This is a genomic window from Lysinibacillus sp. NPDC048646 (assembly GCF_050272295.1).
Taxonomy (GTDB): Bacteria; Bacillota; Bacilli; order Bacillales_A; family Planococcaceae; genus Lysinibacillus.
Window position 1 is genome coordinate 90,070 of record NZ_JBNNLZ010000008.1, and the last position, 18,541, is coordinate 108,610.

Sequence of the window (18,541 nt, forward strand, 5' to 3'; positions counted from 1 at the left end):
GAGCATAAAATAGTGCTGAAAAATGTAACTTCTAGGGTTGAGGTAAATTCTCAACCCCAGTTTTATAACTACAATAAAATATGGACAAGACCTTTTATATTAGCGATTATAGTTGTTATTATTTTAGGCATTATATCACTGTTTACTGGAGTTTATGATATACGTGGACAAGAGGATGGAATGGAGATGTTTTTCATAACTCGTGTTCCAAGAACAGTTGCATTAATGCTTACTGGAGCTGCAATGTCAATGGCAGGACTCGTAATGCAACTGATTACACAGAATCGTTTTGTTGAACCTACTACAACAGGGACTATTGAATGGTCAGGTTTAGGGCTGCTTTTTGTTTATTTATTATTTCCTGCCCCGACTTTAGTTCTAAGAATGACTGGTGCAATCATTTTTTCTTTTATAGGAACTATGATTTTCTTTTTATTTTTAAGAAGAGTTAAACTTCGTTCGTCTTTAATTGTCCCGATTATTGGATTGATGCTTGGAGCAGTTATTTCTGCAGTGTCTACTTTTATGGGACTCCTTTTTCAAATGACACAAAGTATTGAAACTTGGTTTGTAGGTTCTTTTGCGCCTGTTCAGGTGGGAAGATATGAATATTTATGGCTAATTGTTATTGTTACTTTGTTTATTTTTATTTATGCTAATAGATTGACTTTAGCTGGACTAGGAGAAGATGTCGCAACAAGCCTTGGCGTTAATTACAATAGGATTGTTCTTGTGGGGACTGCCCTTATTTCTCTTGCAGTTGGAATTGTTGCAGCTGTTATTGGAAACTTACCTTTCTTGGGTTTAATTGTCCCAAACATTGTTTCAATGTTTAGAGGCGATGATCTTAGGAGTAATTTACCTTGGGTATGTTTGATAGGAATGGGGACTGTAACTGCCTGTGACATAATTTCACGAACAATTATAATGCCTTTTGAAGTACCTGTTTCTTTAATACTTGGAACAGTGGGGTCAGTCGTGTTTATTACTATTTTATTGAGACAAAGAAAGCCAAGGAGGCACCGATGAACACATTGGAATATAGAAATAAAGAAAATGTCGAAATCGATTCTAGCCTTCATAATGAAAATAGATCAGCAAGGGCTTTTCGTTCTAAGAAGGAAGAAAGACGTTATTGGATTTTGCTAATAACATTGATTGCTTTGGGCATCCTTTCTTCATATGGACTTTTAGTTTATAACAATCCAGTTCCGTTAGATTCACCTTCTTTTATCCCAGTTGTTATGAGAAGGATAGTAGCTCTTGTTGCAATGATTATTGCTGCAGTTTGTCAGAGCTTGTCGACGGTTGCTTTCCAATCGATTACGAATAATAGGATTATCACTCCTTCGCTTTTAGGTTTCGAATCGCTTTACTCAACAATTCATACTAGTACAATATTTTTCTTTGGTGCTAGTGCATTGATAAATTTTACTGGGATTGGATCATTTTTATTTCAAGTTGTTGTTATGGTCTTGATGAGTTTGATTCTTTATGGATGGTTACTTTCTGGTAAATACGGGAATTTACAACTTATGCTTTTAGTTGGAATTATTATTGGCACTGGGCTAAATTCTGTGTCAACTTTCATGAGAAGACTACTTGCGCCTTCGGAATTTGATATTTTACAGGCAAGATTGTTTGGTTCTGTTAATAATGCAGATTCTGCATATTTTCCTATTGTAATTCCTATGGTAATAATTGTAGCAATATTACTTCTTGCTCATTCTAAGAATCTAAATATATTGTCACTAGGAAAGGATGTTTCTACTTCTTTTGGAGTTAAATATCAATTTAGTGTAATTTATACGCTTGTATTAGTTGCTATTTTGATGTCAATTTCAACAGCTTTGATTGGACCACTTACTTTCTATGGCTTTTTAGTAGCAACTTTGAGCTATCAGGCGGCGTCAACTTATGATCATAGATATATTTTTCCAATGGCTCTTGCTATAGGATTTTTGACATTAACGAGTGCATACTTTTTGATGTATCATGTATTCCATGCTCAAGGTGTAGTTTCAGTTATTATCGAATTATTTGGCGGAATAATATTTTTAACTGTAGTTTTAAGGAAGAGGACTTTATGATAAAAATTGATAATGTTAAAAAGTTCTATACTGATAAGGTAAAAATAGGACCTTTGAATATTGAAGTACCAAAAGCGGGTTTTACTTCTTTAATTGGACCAAATGGCGCTGGAAAGTCTACGACACTTTTGATGATTGGCAGACTCTTGGACATGGAAGAAGGTCAAATTCAGGTGGCAAATATGGATGTTTCTGAATCCAAATCAAAAGACTTAGCAAAAATTTTGACTATATTGCGACAAGAAAATCATTTTGTAACTAGGCTTACTATTAGACAACTAGTTGGATTTGGACGCTTTCCTTATTCAAAGGGAAGATTAACTAAAGAGGATGAGGTTATTATTTCTAAATATATCGATTTTTTAGACTTAACTGATTTAGAGAATAGATATTTAGATGAGCTTTCTGGTGGTCAAAGACAAAGGGCATATGTAGCGATGGTTTTGTGCCAAGAGACTGAATATGTACTTTTGGACGAGCCTCTGAACAACCTTGATGTTGCTCGTTCTGTTCAAATGATGGAGCATTTGAGACGTGCGGCTAATGAATTCGGAATAACAATTCTGACTGTTATGCATGATATAAATTTTGCAGCCAAATATTCTGATAGAATTTGTGCTATGAAAGATGGACAAATTGCCGCTTTTGGAACAGTAGAAGAGGTTATGGACTCAAAAATTTTGACAGATATTTTCGAAACAAAAATAGAAATTATCGAAGGTCCTTATGGGCCAATCGCTGTTTATTAGTGACAAAATTTTTAAAAAAGAAGCATATCAAAAAATGAGTATGCCAAAAAAACTAATAGAAAATTAAATTATTTACTGTAGCTTGCACAGATCACAACAGCTACTCTAGTTGAAGTTGCTGTCTGTATTTTACAGGCGGCAGCTTTTTTAAATGCCATTGCCTAAATGAAAAGAAGTAAAAAAGCATTCAGTTAGATTTCTTCTTTTTTATTTTTGATGAGATTGATTTAAGTATGTCCCCAAGATTCTTTTTTTTTATGGAATTGGGTAGGTAGTATATTATTTTATTTAATTGAGCATGGGCATTTTTTTACAAACAAGAACGTTAGTTTTGTAATTTATGCAAAATAAATGTTCTTGTTAAGGAATATCGAATGATTTAAGTGCAACTGATTATGGGAGAAGACATTTGTGCTTGTTGTATTACCTTGAACCCTAAAGTCTTCAAATAGTTTTAATGCAACTTCTTTGTCATCAAGATTTATATAGACAACAGCTAATTCTACTAATATATTTTCGTAAGATTGGGGTTGCAAAACTGTTCCAAGTTATAAAACAGATACCGAAAATAAAAAGACTACCTTTAATTACGCTTGACTTTCAGCTGTATCCACATAAATTGTTCCTTCTATGAAGAAAAGTTTACTAAACAGAATAAATCAAAATGCCCTCCTAAAAGTCACTATTTAAAAGTAAACCTATTTGGAGGGCGTATTTGATTAATGAAATTTACCAACCAAAATCAAATTCATATGTGCTAATTGTCCCTGTACCTCGTCTATATTTAAACTCACCTAAAACTTTTGACCCTCCAATAATATCACTGTTAAGAGCTGTATATTTCGAAAAGTTCGTAGTGACAGTATTACTCGAATTATAAACAATAGTTGTAACTGGAATAAGGTTTGTTGTTTCAGTAGCAATATACATTGTCCCGTCTGATTTCCATCCAGTTCCATAATTTCCTGCCTTATGTTCGAAATAAGTCATGTGCCATTGTGAATCGAATTGAAGAGGTGTTACTGTATATTTAGTCAATTTACGTGTATTATATCCTCCCAAATACATCGAGTCATAGTTTAAAATTATTTTCATTGCAACAGTTGAGCCAGTAGGTCCTTGTGTGTCAGTCGTATCTAAAGGTGTGATAGCGGCTGATTCAGTTTGTTCATTTGTTGCCTTCTCCGGATCAATAACGAATATTGATAATTCTGATGAATTTTTAGTAATTATATCTCCGTTTGAAAGTGTTTCTTCAGTAAGAATTTTATCAATCAAAACCTTTTTTACATGTTGTTCTATATCATCAGTAACAATTACTTGTGTATGCTCATTGTTGACTAACTCGCCTTTCAATGCTTTTTCAAGTATTACATCATTTGATAATTGAATCATTTCAAAATTTTTCACAAAAGATTTCTTTGCAATTTCAGTAGCCAGAGCATTATTGCTTAAACTGCCAATTACTAAAATAAAGATGGTGCTAAGTAACATAACCAGGATTTTTGAACCTTTCATACACTTACACTCCTTTTATTTTAATTTGGATATCATGATTTCAGTTATCAATAATCAAAAAAAGTATGAATACAAAATATGTATCTATACTAACTATTTTTGTAATATTTATAATAACTATCAACTATATCCAGTTATAATTATAATATCTATTGTAAATAATGTCAATATTTATAATATTCAATCTCTTTTTGTGGAATCTAATCGAATACTCAAACTAGTAATCTATCTAAATACCTAAAAAATTGTTTTTACAAAGGTCATTAAAATACTACTAAATTCGTAGTATTTTAATGACCAATTATTTAGTATATACTTTTATTAACTATTTTGGTTATTTAGTGATAACCTAAAACTAATACATTTAGAAAGGGTGTAAAAGATGAAGTTTAAAATTTTTACCATTTTATTTTGTATTATGTTCTTATCTGGTTGTATGCCTAAAGTCATGACTTTTTCAGGGGAAAATGAGAACTGGGAAGTACAGTTTGAGGTATCTTACGACAAAATTAAAAATGATAAATGCGGTGCTACGAGTGGTTATATTCGATATATAGGTGATAAACCTATTCCTAAACAAATTGAATATACTATTGATCACGATTTAGAAACTTCTGGATTGGATTCGTTAGATAAAAATGGCGTTTTTACAATGGCCAAAGGATGTTCAAATGCAGTTGAAGGTACAGAGGTTGAGATAAAAATAAAATGGGATAACCAATCAGAAACGATACCTTTAAAAGTGAAATAAACAGATAATTCTAAATAAGATATGTTCAACGTTTAGTTCGATTTTCTGTCTGTGGAAAAACTAAAGTTGAAAACGAAATGGGCTTTTATTAATGGTAGTGAATCTTTTGAAAAATATGGCTATTAACAGAGAAAGACAGTAAAGAAAACAGAGTGGCTTGGCCAAACAAGAAAAAAGAGAAATCGATGTCGTTCGATTTCTCCTTTTCTATCTTATTGACTAGTTATGTCCCAGCCTCGTTTTTAATTTGTAATCTCTTATAAGCATCAATTACAGAAGTTTTTATTTATCTTTAATTAAAATCAAAAACACCGCAACAATCGTTGTCACAACAAGCGCATTAAAAATCCAGAAGTCTTTGGATGAGATTTTTATATTTGTTTCTTCTTAATATAACAATTATCTCATCAGCAATATATAGTTGCAACTATTGGAATGTTCCTTTTTTATTAACTATTTTAGGGTATACGGCTTAACCATTTAGTGAGGAACAGATAGAGTGATTTATGTCAATAAATCTGATACGACCTGAACAATCAGCAAGAAAAAAATGATCGGTAATAATATCTGAATCCACTTTGTTTTGATATAAGGAATTATCTTTAAACCTAAGAACGAGCCAACAATAGAGCCAATTGAAACAGGAATGGCGATTCCCCAATTAACAATGCCAGTAAAGTAGTAAAAAAGAAAGGCACCTGTACAACTTGAAAACGTAATAATTCTTGTTAACTCAACTGCTTTTATATAGATATATTGCTTTTTTAGGTAATAGGCTATATTCATAAGAGCTGAGCCTGGTCCAAAACCACCATCATATATTGAAATCGCAAACGGAATGAGTTTATTTATTGGTTGTTCCTGTGTTTCTTTTATGTCTTTTACCATAAATTTATTACTGCCAAGTACAATAAAAAATACAAAAATTAAGCATACACAAGCTACAATATTCATGACTCGTTCCGATAATAAAATGGCTAAAAATGCGCCAAATACACCTCCTAAACTAGAAATCATCATTAAAGATGTGAATTTTTTTAACGATAAATGTCCTTTAATGACAAACGATACGACATTTGATAGAGCTGAAATTCCTGTCGCAAATTTATTAACGGCTACGGTTGTATGAATCGGAATGCCAACAAGTAACATTGCAGGTAACAAAATAAAGCCTGCAGCACCGAAAAGAACACCAATAACTGCTGCGAGTAAGCCAATTGTAAATAAAAAAAATCCATTTACTGATAACCATTCGTGTAGTAAAATTTCCATCAAATCACCTCTACACCTAAATTACTGCTAAACTATACATAAAACAAATATATAATAATTGCTTATTCATAAATTAAATTTATGGATAGAAAGGTGTGAATGACATGAATCTGCATGCATTAAGGATTTTTACGAATGTAGCAAAGCTTGGAGGAATTACTGCAGCAGCGAATAAAATGCTTCTTAGCCAACCAGCTGTCACTATTCAAATTCGGAAATTAGAGAGCGAAATAGGGACAAAATTGATTGAAGGAAAAGGACGTGGCATTCAATTAACACCTGAGGGGAAGTTTTTGTATGAGCAGGGAATGCGTTTATTTTATTTAGAAGCACAAATTGATGAGAAGCTCGGTAAATTTTTAGCGAAGGAAGAAAAAATACATATTGCTTCTTCCTATATACCCACAAACTATATACTCCCGCCTATTATAGCAGGGTATAAGCTTGCGAATCCTCACATTGAATTTTTTGTGTCGTTAGGCAATGTAAAATCTGTGGAAGAGCAAGTTCTGAATTATGAAGTAGATTTTGGTTTTGTCGTGCAAAATAAAATCGGTCACCCTGATTTACAGTTTGAAAAAATAGTAGATATCCCGTTTTGGTTTGTTGCTCACCCATCACATTCCTTAGCAAATCAAACTGTCTCCATTAACGAATTATCGAATGAGGACTTTATTTATCGGGAACGTGGTAGCTCGACACTTGATTTATTGGAGGCGTTTTTTTACACTTTTAACGGTCCATTACCTAAATTAGGACTTCAAATGCAGGGCTTACATGAATCGATTAAAGTAGTGGAAGCGGGGTACGGTATGACTTTAGCACCATCCCATAGTGTGACAGAAGGTATAACAAATGGGAAACTAGCTCGGGTGTATGTTGAACAGGCACATATTCAGCAAAGTTTATTTATATGTACACGCAAATCAGATATTGAAGAGCATCCATTTATTCAGTATTTAAAAAATCATTTAAAGGTATAAATGAACCAATCTAGAAGTAATAGAACCAAAATCGGGACCAAGCATTAGACATGCTTATTCTCGATTTTTTCATATAAATTTATTCTTCACATGTAGCTTCAACTTATTAATAAACATATTGTGAAAATCTCAAAAAAGTAATGACTTTTTTGCAGCAATGACTCTTTAGACTCTTCTATAAACCTTCAATCCAAAAACATATGAAATCAATAACACCATCCAACCGATTGACAACCACAGATCATTTCCAACAGTCTGCGAGTCTAATAGATTTCTAATGGTTTGAATAATTGATGTTATCGGTTGATTTTCTGCAAATATTCGAACTACACGTTTTTCCCTTTATTTGACTTTCATTCTCTATAAAACATTTAAAAAACTTATTCCAGAAAAAATTTTGTCAAATGAATGTAACATTCTTGTTTTCAGATACAAGAAATTAAATCATTTGAAACGAGGTTCAACAATGAGCAGAATTAAATTTAAAAAAACATCAATAATTTTACTAGTAGTCATTTTAGGTATACTATCTGTCTTTTGCTTGGGGAGAGTTTTATTCAAAGATAGTAGAGAAGAACTTCATTTTATAGATGAAATTGCATCAGTATCTGTGGAATTAAACCAACAAACAGGTGGCATGTTACCCAGTGTAACGATAGCTCAGGCTATTTTAGAATCGGGTTTTGGCAAAAGTGAATTGGCTGTAAATGCAAATAACCTTTTTGGCATAAAAGGACGGTATCAAGGAAAGTCTGTAAAAATGCCTACTATTGAATACAAGAATAATAAAAGTTATACAATAGAAGCTGAATTTAGAGCTTATCCAGATTGGAAAAATGCGTTAATTGACCATAGTAAATTAATTTTAGAGGGAACGAGTTGGAATGAACATCAATATTATGAAGTTCTTGCTGCAACAAATTATCAAGAGGCTGCCTATGCATTGAAGAATTGCCACTATTCCACAGACCCTTTGTATCCTGAAAAATTAATCACTATTATCGAACAATATAATTTAGGGAAATATGATAAGTAGGATAGGAGCTAGCGAAAATGAATGTACTAATTGCAGATGATGAACTAGACATGTTAAAGATATTGCAGAGCTATTTTCAAAAGGAAGGATTTACGGTATTTACTGCTACAAATGGAGTAAAGGCCCTGGATATTTTCTATCATGAAAAATTGACTTAGCAATTTTGGATTGGATGATGCCTGGAAAAGATGGCATTACAGTTTGTCGTGAAATGAAGGAGACGCAAAACATTAAAATATTAATCCTAACGGCTAGAGACACCTGTATCATTTATTAACAATAACACTATTCGCTTTTGATAGGATTCACCACAACCTATTAGCTGGCGGTTTTTTTAAAATAATCGCCGGTTATTTTAATTTCCCGGATCACATATAAACCGATCTTTCCAATCCCTCCTTTTACTGCCCTCCTAATTTTCTATAAGCAACTACACCACTGACTGTACCTACAACTGCTGCCTTGATAGGATTAATTGAAAAAATTAATGAATTACTGTAAGTCATTTCTAGTTTGAAAGTTCTACTTTTTTATTCAATTACTAGGAATATAGATTTAATTCATATTTCATAAATTGATACTAAATATCAATATTTAGAATATTCAAATATTCCGATTCTCGAATTAGTTAAATTGTGATAAATTGGAAATATCACACTATACTGAAAAGTGTGACAATTAAAGGAAGAGGAGGAAATGAAATTTGAAAAATTTTAAGTTTATGAAGTTCTTAAGTAGTATTCTAGTTTTTGTTATGGTGCTTTCTCTATTGGTTCCATTGTCGAGTGCTAGTGCTGAAGAATCGAAACCATTCAAACAGGATAGTCAAAGCGAAAGTATAATTCAACTAAAGGCGGCTATTGCTGAACAGCTAAGCTTGGCTAAAGATGGTCCAACTCTCCACGAAAGCTTACAAAATGTATCAGGCAATCAAGAGGTTGCAGTCATCGTTCATTTATCTGAAAAGCCTGTTGCACTAGAGCAAGGAATAAGCCAAGTCAAAGGCCAAAAATTCTCTAATGCCCAAGCAAAAGAAGTTCGTTCCAATGTAAAAGTACAACAAGCAGAAGTTAAAAAAGAGTTAGCTATAAAAAATGTTCAGATGACTCAAGGATACACATTTGATACCGTTTTAAACGGTTTTGCGGCAACTGTGAAAGCAAATGATCTCCCGAAACTGCTTACAGTAGAAGGAATTACATTAATCGAACCTGATGCAATTGTTTACGCATCAGAAGATAATACGATGAAATCATCGGAACTTATGAAGGAAGATCCATTAGAAGCTCAAATGAATACAAGTAATTCTTTCCTTGGAATCGAACAGCTTTGGAAGGAAGGAATTGAAGGACAAGGAATAAAAGTAGCAGTATTAGATACTGGTATTGATGCAGATCACCCTGAGTTTGCAGGGGTTTATAAAGGTGGAAAAAACTTCATTCCAAATTCAGCGACTTACACGAAGCATCGGGCAGATAACGATGCATCGGAAACATTGCCTTCGGAGCGTCCAGTCGGGACACCTGAATTTAATGAAAAAGGAAGCTCGTTCTATACTTCTCACGGTACACATGTTGCTGGAACAATTGCAGCAATCGGAGCTAACGAATTCGGTATTAAAGGAATTGCGCCAAAAGTAGACCTTTATGCATACCGTGTTCTTGGGGCATACGGAAGTGGAGCTACATCTGGTATTGTTAAAGCAATTGAAACTGCTGTAATAGAAAAAATGGACGTTATCAACCTTTCACTTGGCGGGGGAGCTAACTCTGAAACGGATGCGGGTTCATTTGCTATTAATAATGCAATGATAGCTGGAACAATCGGAGTAATTGCAACAGGGAACGAAGGTCCAAATCGCGGAACAATGGGCACGCCTGCAACCGCTCGTTTAGGAATTGCTGTTGGTAACACAACAAATCCTGAAACAATGTATAACGGGGAAGTGAGTGTTACAGTTGGCAACTACAACTTAACAAAACAGCTGCCATTAATGGGAACGACTTTTGGGAAAGATTTAGCAACACAGCTTCAAGGAGAATTTGACCTAGTTGCTGTTCCTGGAAACGGAGAAGTAAAAGACTTTGAAGGAATTGATGTAGAAGGTAAAGTGGCATTGATTTCTCGTGGCAGTAATGCATTCGTTGATAAAATTGCGAATGCAAAGGCAAATGGAGCAGTTGCAACAATTATTCATAACTTTGCTGGCGGAACGAATGCACCGAACATTTCAGGCACATTCCTTGGTGATTCATTTGATTTTCTGCCAACATTTGATATGTCCCAAACGGAAGGCAATGCAATTCGCGCTGCATTAGCAGGCGGAACTGGAAAAGTAAGCTTTAGTAAATTCGCTTCCGCAAAGTCACTGGGGGATGATGTAAACTCTTCCAGTTCACGCGGACCATCTACACCAAACTTTGATATTAAACCAGATGTAAGTGCACCTGGAACAAACATTATGTCAACGATTCCAATGTATAAAAAAGATTTCCCTGATGCAGATTATGGGGAAGCTTATGGGCGTAAAACAGGAACATCTATGGCAACACCGCATATTGCAGGTATTGTTGCATTAGTTAAACAAGCGAATCCTGGTTGGAACGCCTTCGATGTAAAAGTGGCGCTTTCTAATACAGCACAGGTTTTAGATAAAACAAAATACGATGTGTTTTCTCAGGGTGCAGGGCGTGTAAATGCTTATGCAGCAGCTCATCCAGAAATTCTTGCCTATGCACTTGATAGCGCAACTTTGGATGGAACTGGTGCAGTTACAGAAAACTTGAAAGGGACAGTTACTTTCGGTCCACAATCACTTAAAGATCAGGATATTTCTGTAACGAAACAAGTTTTAGTAAAAGATATGAAAGGGAACGGCGGCAATTATAACGTATCAATTGATGTGACAAAAACATTTGGTGATGCAACTGTTACAGTAGATCAGCCGACATTTAATCTAGTTGGTGAGCAAGTTTTAAATATTACATTAACTGCTTCACAAGCTACGGCACCAAACGGCTCTGAAATACTAGGGTATATTTCCATCAATGGAGGATCTACAGAAATTTCATTACCATTCGCAGCTGACTTAGGCGGCGAGGCAGTAACGGAAATTAAAGATTATAAGATTACAGAAACAGACCTATCCTTTAACGGAGATGGAGTGAAAGACTCAGCTGTACTTTCATTCACATTAACTGGAGATGTAACAACTAACTATATCGAGCTTTGGGATATTATGAATCCTGAAGGTGGTGAATACGGAGACGGCTACATTGGTTATCTACATGCGGGTACCGCACTTGGAAAAGGCTCTTATACGCTGAATGTTGGTGGACAGTACAAACCATGGGGAACAGAACCTGCCACAACGATTCCAGATGGCCTGTATACAATTGACTTCACTGGTCTTGCAGCATCAGGAGCAGTTTCCGATTATGTTGGCCCAATTGTCGTGAAAACGACTAAACCAGAAATTAATGGTTCAGTAGCTGATGGTGTCGCTACAGGACAGGTAACAGATAAGTATATCGACTACAATGAAGAGTTATATTTATACGATTTAAATTACAATTTAAATGATAAATTAAAAGCTTCCTATATTTTGACGGTAAATGGTGAAGTACAAGCACCAGTTGCTTTTGAATTAAATCAAGACGGTAGCTTCACATTCCCAGTAACAGCAGAAACTAATGCTGTATCAGTAATAATTAAAGACGCTGCCGGGAATGTTAGTGAAGCAATGATCTATGAAAAAGAAGTAGTAGCACTTTCTGTAAATCCAACTGAGCTAGACCTAACAGCTGGAGAAACTGCACAACTTATGGTAACAGAAATGTCAACGCCTGCAGAAGGTGATGCAACAGAGGAAGACGTAACTTCAAAAGCTACTTATGTTGTTGGAGATGAAAATATTGCAACAGTAGTAAATGGATTAGTAACTGCAGTAGGTGAGGGCACGACTACCATTACTATTTCATATGGTGATAATAAAGTTGCTGTAAATGTTACAGTTAAAGCACCTGTTGTAGAAGTACCAATAGTAACACTAGAAATTGACCAAGCTCAGGTTGAAACTAGTATAGGTAAGGAAGTTCCAGTTAAGATTACTGAAGTAACTACTTTTGATGGGAAAACAACAGAAAAGGATGTTACAAAGCTTGCAACCTACGAAGTAGCGAATGATAAAATAGCTACTGTAAAAGCAGGGGTGGTAAAAGGAAAAGGTCAAGGTAATACGACGATTACGGTAACGTATGGTGAGCACACACTAACATTTGATGTGTTTGTAAAGCAAGGTGATGACAACGGAAATGGTAATGGCAACGGAAATGGCAACGGCAACGGAAATGGAAACGGAAATGGCAACGGAAATGGAAACGGAAATGGAAACGGAAATGGAAACGGAAATGGAAACGGAAATGGAAACGGAAATGGAAACGGAAATGGAAACGGAAATGGAAATGGCAACGGAAATGGGAACGGAAACGGCAATGGAAATGGGAACGGAAACGGCAATGGAAATGGCAACGGAAATGGCAATGGCAACGGAAACGGAAACGGCAACGGAAATGGAAATGGAAATGGAAATGGCAACGGAAACGGAAATGGAAATGGAAATGGCAACGGAAATGGAAATGAAATAATAATGAAGTTACCGAGGATGATTTATAATTAATTTCAGTTCAAGCAAAAAGAGAAATTGCACAGCGCAATTTCTCTTTTTGGTATTTATTATAAAGCAATGCTCATCCATTACGTGTAAAAACGGTGAATCATAAGTGCCCGTTCTTCAAACCTTCCCTATAACGAATTTTTTCTCATTAAAGTTATTAGAAATACGTTTACTATCCGTCCAGTAAATTTCAGCTAGCTGCCCTGTTGTTAATACGCGTTGATTTTTATGTACGATTACTTGTACTTCATTCATCCTTTTCCCCTCAATGGTTAAAACTTGTACACCTTAAAAGAGTTGTTTAGTTTTGTGTTGACAATCCGCATTATTGTAAAATGCTCATATAGAAATTATTATTTATTAATTAAAGAAGGTGTAAATGGATGTATGATATTACAGTTATCGGTTCAGGTGTAAGTAGTGTTTTTTTAGCCTATACCTTATCTCAAAGTAATCAAAAGATACTAATACTTGAAAAAGGAAAATCTATAGAGGAGAGAAATTGTCCTTTAGATCGAGGCGAAACATGCAATTGTAATGTATGCGAGAAATATTTTGGTTTTGCTGGTTTGGGTAAATCAGAAGGAAAGTTTAATTATACAAGTGAATTTGGCGGCGAATTAGAGCAAAAAGTAGGTAGAGAGAACCTTCTACAATTAATGAATGAAGTTGACGAAATTTTATGCCGTTTTGGTGGAGACTCGGTTATAAAATATTCCACAGCTAATACAGAACTCTCAAGAAGAGCCCAATTATGTAACTTACAGATGTTAACTACTGAGGTGAGGCACCTAGGTACGTCACTTTCAACAAAAATTTTCCAACAAATTTATAAAGTTTTATCAAGCAAGATAGATATTCAATTTGAGGTGGATGTACAAGATATAAAAAAAAATAATAATTCTTTTACTTTAATTACAAATAAAGGTAATATCCAATCTCAGCAAGTAGTGTTTGCAACAGGTCGATCTGGAACAGATTGGTTAAAAAAACAATGTTCTAGTCTTGGAGTTAAGCAAGGCAAAACTCGTTTAGATTTGGGTATTAGAGTTGAAATGGCAGAACAACAGCTACGTTTAATTTTGGAAGATACCTTTGAAACAAAACTTGCTTATGCACATGAAGATATCATTTCAAGTACTTATTGCATGAATCCTAAAGGAAGAATCATTCGTAAATATCAAGAAGGTTTAGTCATGCCAGATGGTCAAAACTTTCGAGAGCAAAAGAATGGAACTTCTAACTTGAATTTTACTTTGTTCACTCCAACGTATTTTTCTACTCTTAAAGAAGCAAATATGTATGCACATAAGGTTATAGGTGAAATAAATAAAGGGACAGATCGTATTGTAGTACAACGTTTTGGAGATTTAAGGGAGGGACAGTCTACAACAAAAGAAAATATGTATAATAATCGAATTCAGCCTTCGTTAAAAGCTGAATTTGGGGACTTAACTAAAGAAATTCCTTTACTATATATTCAAATCTTGCAGGGATTTTTAAACCATTTGGAAAAATTTATTGGTGAAGCAATTGATGAGGATACATTGCTTTATGGTATGGACGGAAAGTTTTATTCGCCAATAATAGAAACTGACGAAAAATTCCAAACGAATATTCAAGGATTATATGTAATTGGAGATTGCTCAGGAGTTACACATTCCTTATCACAAGCAGCAGCTAGTGGTATTTTAGTAGGTAAATATTTAGCTAATAATGGTTAGTGTTAAGAAATTAATTGCTTTATTGTAAAAAATTTTTAAAACGATTTGACTTATTTAACTAAACCAGCTAATAGGAAGTCAATAATTTTCACTAAAATCGATAAATATAATTTAGAAGAATTTCCTCAAATTAGTAAGCGGAACAGTTGAAAAAGTAATCATTGCAAATGTCATAAAGCTAAAAAATCTAAAAATTTAGATGAGATGATCTGGGAGAAACAAGTTGCAGAAGCAAATGTAACAATCAATATCAATAACGTATTTGCATTAAGTGATTGGACATTAGTACAAGGACGATTCTACACAACGCTACAACCGAACATGATACTATTCTTACTAGCGATTTCTACAGACTAAAAAAGGGGCTACTATGGCCCCTTTGACTATTGTAACGAATAAGATTTGATGCGGAAAAATTTTGTTAGTTTTCCTAACAATTCATTTACACTGCACCGAATAATTTCATAATATTAATAATGATAATACCTACTACACCGAAGTCTGAATCGCCGAAAGTTGTGCCTTCGTAACCGATATCACCCATAAATATCAGGAGAATGGCTGGAATAAAGCTGATAATTATGCCATTGGCAAAGGCACCTGCCATGGCGCCAATTCGACCACCCGTTGCATTGCCAAACACCCCGGCTGCTGCACCTGTGAAGAAATGTGGTACGAGACCAGGCACAATCACTTTTAGTCCAATGAGTGGGAGCGCAAACATGGACAAAAGCCCAGCTAGGAAGCTGAATAAAAAGCCGATAATTACTGCATTTGGAGCAAACGGAAAAATCGTTGGGCAATCCAATGCAGGTTTTGTATTTGGAACAACCTTATCTGCGATGCCTTTAAATGCAGGGATAATTTCCGCAATGAGCATCCGCACACCTGCCAAAATAATGTATACGCCTGCAGCAAAAGTGATGGCTTGAATAATGGCGAAGACGATGAAATTAGAGCCGCCAGATAGTTCTGTCTCAATAAAAGATTGACCAGCAAACAATGCCACAATGATGAAAAATAAGCTCATTGTTAAAGAAACTGCAACCGACGTATCTCTTAAAAAGCCTAGAGATTTAGGTACTTTAATTTCTTCAGTTGATTTCGCTTTATTTCCAAAGAGCTTACCGATTTTAGCGGATATATAATAGCCAATGCTACCAAAGTGACCGACCGCAAAGTCATCACTGCCCGTAATTTGGCGTACAGTTGGTTGTAAAATGGCCGGGAACACCACCATACATATACCTAATAGTATTGAGCCAACAATAATGAGCGGGGCGCCACTCATGCCACCGACAGAAAGTGAAGCTGCGATTAAACACGCCATAAATAATGTATGATGCCCAGTTAAAAATATATATTTTAAAGGCGTAAATCGCGCTAACAATAAGTTCATGACCATACCGAACACCATAATCATTGCTGTGGACGTGCCAAAATTCGTTTGAGCAGCTGCAACAATGGCTTCGTTATTTGGTATTACCCCTTGCACATTAAAAGCAAAATCGAACATTTTACTAAAATGATTTAAAGAGCCAATTAACACGGCTGCTCCAGCGCCAAGAATAACAAAGCCCATAATTGTTTTTAACGTACCTGAAAGAACGGTTGAAGCGGATTTCTTTTGGATTAGTAAGCCGACAAATGCGAAAAGGCCGACTAGTATTGCTGGTGTACCTAAAATGTCATTCATCATAACATCTAACATACCAACACCTCATCCTATCCGAATATTTTTTAATATCCCGTACTAACTGTTGCCAAGCACTCTACTTCAACATGAAAAAATGAAATGTAAAGTAGAGGCAATCTCAATTTTGAAGTAAAAACCATAGAAAAATTTTTACATTAAAACAACGATTCAAGTTTTGATTTGATTTCTGCAATACTCATCATATTGACGATACGCACAATTTTCCTCATACCATTATCTAATTGATCGACAATATCTCCTGCACCAATATACACATCTGCTTTCTCTGACGTAGCGGTTGTTAAATCAGTATGCGTTACCTCTGCTTCTTTCCCGAGTTCAGCTAGTGCCTTTTTAACAGTTAGCGCCATCATGAAGCTACTGCCTAATCCATTGCCACACACGACTAAAATCTTCATCATAATCGCTCCTTTGTAGCGTACTGTTTTATTTTTTCAACAATGTCTTCAGGAAGCTGGCAAGCGATAATACTGTCTATTTGTGTAGGCTCCTGTAAAACTTGCGTTAAATCGACTAAAGCCCGTAGATGGGATGCATCATCTATAGCCGCTAAGACAATGATTAAGTAAACGGGTTTATCTGGTCCGAATTGTACAGGGTTTTGTAAGCTTAATAAGCTCATTGATAATTCCTTTACTCCTTCAGTTGGACGCGCATGGGGGATTGCAACTTTAGGTGTTAGCACGGCATAGGGACCGTGTACTTCAATTGAATGTATCATCGCTTCTATATAGCGCTTTTCTATTTTATGTTGCTGCAGTAATGGCAATGAAGCTAAGCGAATCGCATCCTGCCAGTTGTTTACCTCGTTAGCAATTTGAATCGTATCCTTATTTAATAACTCGGAAAGCAAATCGTAATACCTCCTTTCCACTGGAATCAATAGAGCTTCTATTCATGTTATTAATGCAAGCTAGGTAATTATGTCATGAAGGGGAATATTTTTAGTGAAATTGTTGAATGCCGGAGGGCGTGTCCAAAATAAGGGTAACTCCCCAAATAGCAGTATGATTTATTTGCAACTTATAACGAGCAAGGTGAGACCTCGCAGATACTAAAGCGTCTGCGAGTTTGGTGGTTCGACCATGAGTGAGGGGAGTCATGATTTAATCGCATTAATTTTACTTGCTAAATCGTAGATCGATTTTTTTACAAATTCATCGATCTTACTGTCTAATCGGGATTTAGGATAGATGAGCTGAATTTTTCGTGTAAGCGTCATGTCATGTAAATCCTTCTTCATTAATAGGCCTGACTTTAGTTCATCCTCTATGAGAGCAACGGATAGAAAAGCAATGGTTTTGCCAAAGGTAAGCATCTTTTTAATAGTACTGACGGAATCGAGTTCAATCGTATAGAAGGATGGCTGAAAAGGATTCATCCATTTTTCGATAAAATGATTAGTTGAACTGGATGAAGTGTGCAACAATACTTTGTTTTGAAGGACATCTGATTTTGAGATGTCTTTTTTTGCTGCAAGCTCATGGGTCGGGCTTAATGCCAATACGAGTGAATCTTCGCCAATCGTTTCATAGAAGAGGGATGGATTTTGTTGTTTGGTTTCCATTATTAAACCAAAATCGAGCTCCTGAAGAGCCACCATATTTTCGATCTCAGGTGCTGTTTTTACCTCTAGAGAAATTCGTATATCAGGATAAGCGGTGGAAATATGGTGGATGATTTCAGGCATAAAAATATGCGCAGGTAGTCCGCTTGCACCTAGTCGGATGGAGCCAATATTGCCAGCCAATAGATTTTCAACAAAGCGATCCATATCATTTTGTAATTGCACAATTTGGCGTGCATAGTGATAGAGCCCTTCACCCGCTTCTGTTAAGCGATAGCCGCCAGCATTTGTACGAAATAAGCGCACGCCGTATTCATCTTCAATCGAGCGAATATGAAAGGATACTGTGGGTGGCGTGATCCCAAGCTCTTTAGCGACAGGTGCTAGTTTTTTTAAATCTACGAGTAAGCAAAATGCCTGTAATTTTAGATGTTTCATTTTAGCCTCCTAAAGTAAATT

At 35.3% G+C, this 18,541-nt stretch carries 16 protein-coding genes and 1 pseudogene; 10 read left to right on the forward strand and 7 right to left on the reverse strand.

The genetic code is table 11. The features are described from left to right. Positions 1–12: 12 nt before the first annotated feature. Genes ACQKII_RS11235 through ACQKII_RS11245 form a run of 3 tightly spaced genes read left to right on the forward strand, consistent with a single transcriptional unit; the run spans position 13 to position 2,839 of the window. The gene (locus ACQKII_RS11235) at positions 13–1,029 is read left to right on the forward strand and encodes an ABC transporter permease (protein ID WP_427459222.1); all 1,017 of its coding nucleotides are present in this window, start codon (positions 13–15) and stop codon (positions 1,027–1,029) included. After that, entirely contained in the window at positions 1,026–2,090 is a 1,065-nt protein-coding gene (locus ACQKII_RS11240) for an iron chelate uptake ABC transporter family permease subunit (protein ID WP_427459224.1), read from the forward strand. The genes ACQKII_RS11235 and ACQKII_RS11240 overlap by 4 nt, the downstream gene beginning before the upstream one ends. Beyond that, positions 2,087–2,839, forward strand: coding sequence for an ABC transporter ATP-binding protein (locus tag ACQKII_RS11245; RefSeq protein ID WP_427459226.1), 753 nt, complete (start codon positions 2,087–2,089; stop codon positions 2,837–2,839). The genes ACQKII_RS11240 and ACQKII_RS11245 overlap by 4 nt, the downstream gene beginning before the upstream one ends. Positions 2,840–3,568: 729 nt before the next feature. Here ACQKII_RS11245 and ACQKII_RS11250 read toward each other — a convergent pair. Continuing rightward, complete coding sequence (locus tag ACQKII_RS11250; protein WP_427459228.1) at positions 3,569–4,357, reverse strand: hypothetical protein; 789 nt, start codon at positions 4,355–4,357, stop codon at positions 3,569–3,571. A gap of 382 nt (positions 4,358–4,739) precedes the next feature. Between ACQKII_RS11250 and ACQKII_RS11255 the strand changes: the two genes are divergently transcribed. Beyond that, on the forward strand, positions 4,740–5,108 hold the full coding sequence (locus tag ACQKII_RS11255) for a hypothetical protein (protein ID WP_427459230.1): 369 nt from the start codon (positions 4,740–4,742) through the stop codon (positions 5,106–5,108). Positions 5,109–5,612: 504 nt separating this feature from the next. Here the strand turns inward: ACQKII_RS11255 and ACQKII_RS11260 are convergent. Beyond that, positions 5,613–6,380: a sulfite exporter TauE/SafE family protein gene (locus tag ACQKII_RS11260; RefSeq protein WP_427459232.1), complete on the reverse strand. Its 768-nt coding sequence runs from the start codon at positions 6,378–6,380 to the stop codon at positions 5,613–5,615. Positions 6,381–6,484: 104 nt separating this feature from the next. Between ACQKII_RS11260 and ACQKII_RS11265 the strand changes: the two genes are divergently transcribed. The 4 genes and pseudogenes from ACQKII_RS11265 (at position 6,485) to ACQKII_RS11280 (ending at position 13,077) form a co-directional block, all read left to right on the forward strand. Further along, positions 6,485–7,363 (forward strand): LysR substrate-binding domain-containing protein, encoded by an 879-nt coding sequence (locus ACQKII_RS11265; RefSeq protein ID WP_427459234.1) that lies wholly within the window; start codon positions 6,485–6,487, stop codon positions 7,361–7,363. Between the two features lie 466 nt (positions 7,364–7,829). Next, on the forward strand, positions 7,830–8,399 hold the full coding sequence (locus ACQKII_RS11270; RefSeq protein ID WP_427459236.1) for a glycoside hydrolase family 73 protein: 570 nt from the start codon (positions 7,830–7,832) through the stop codon (positions 8,397–8,399). Positions 8,400–8,416: 17 nt separating this feature from the next. Beyond that, positions 8,417–8,655: pseudogene (locus ACQKII_RS11275) on the forward strand (response regulator); the annotation flags it as partial. A gap of 447 nt (positions 8,656–9,102) precedes the next feature. Then, the gene (locus ACQKII_RS11280; RefSeq protein ID WP_427459238.1) at positions 9,103–13,077 is read left to right on the forward strand and encodes a S8 family serine peptidase; all 3,975 of its coding nucleotides are present in this window, start codon (positions 9,103–9,105) and stop codon (positions 13,075–13,077) included. A 114-nt stretch (positions 13,078–13,191) separates the two neighbouring features. Here the strand turns inward: ACQKII_RS11280 and ACQKII_RS11285 are convergent, their stop codons facing one another. Next, positions 13,192–13,329, reverse strand: a complete 138-nt coding sequence (locus ACQKII_RS11285; RefSeq protein ID WP_427459240.1) for an ORF6N domain-containing protein — start codon at positions 13,327–13,329, stop codon at positions 13,192–13,194. A gap of 128 nt (positions 13,330–13,457) precedes the next feature. Between ACQKII_RS11285 and ACQKII_RS11290 the strand changes: the two genes are divergently transcribed. Both ACQKII_RS11290 and ACQKII_RS11295 read left to right on the forward strand, forming a co-directional pair. After that, entirely contained in the window at positions 13,458–14,798 is a 1,341-nt protein-coding gene (locus tag ACQKII_RS11290; RefSeq protein WP_427459242.1) for an NAD(P)/FAD-dependent oxidoreductase, read from the forward strand. A gap of 204 nt (positions 14,799–15,002) precedes the next feature. Next, positions 15,003–15,155, forward strand: coding sequence for a hypothetical protein (locus tag ACQKII_RS11295; protein WP_427459243.1), 153 nt, complete (start codon positions 15,003–15,005; stop codon positions 15,153–15,155). 85 nt (positions 15,156–15,240) lie between these two features. On the opposite strand, the gene ACQKII_RS11300 is transcribed toward ACQKII_RS11295, so the two are convergent. The 4 genes from ACQKII_RS11300 to ACQKII_RS11315 all read right to left on the reverse strand — a co-directional run bounded on the left by ACQKII_RS11300 (position 15,241) and on the right by ACQKII_RS11315 (position 18,520). After that, complete coding sequence (locus ACQKII_RS11300) at positions 15,241–16,509, reverse strand: PTS ascorbate transporter subunit IIC (protein WP_427459244.1); 1,269 nt, start codon at positions 16,507–16,509, stop codon at positions 15,241–15,243. Between the two features lie 140 nt (positions 16,510–16,649). Further along, positions 16,650–16,913, reverse strand: coding sequence for a PTS sugar transporter subunit IIB (locus ACQKII_RS11305; RefSeq protein ID WP_427459372.1), 264 nt, complete (start codon positions 16,911–16,913; stop codon positions 16,650–16,652). Further along, on the reverse strand, positions 16,913–17,368 hold the full coding sequence (locus tag ACQKII_RS11310) for a PTS sugar transporter subunit IIA (protein ID WP_143997951.1): 456 nt from the start codon (positions 17,366–17,368) through the stop codon (positions 16,913–16,915). Before ACQKII_RS11310 ends, ACQKII_RS11305 begins: the two co-directional genes overlap by 1 nt. Positions 17,369–17,614: 246 nt before the next feature. Continuing rightward, positions 17,615–18,520, reverse strand: a complete 906-nt coding sequence (locus ACQKII_RS11315; protein WP_427459246.1) for a LysR family transcriptional regulator — start codon at positions 18,518–18,520, stop codon at positions 17,615–17,617. Positions 18,521–18,541: the final 21 nt, after the last annotated feature.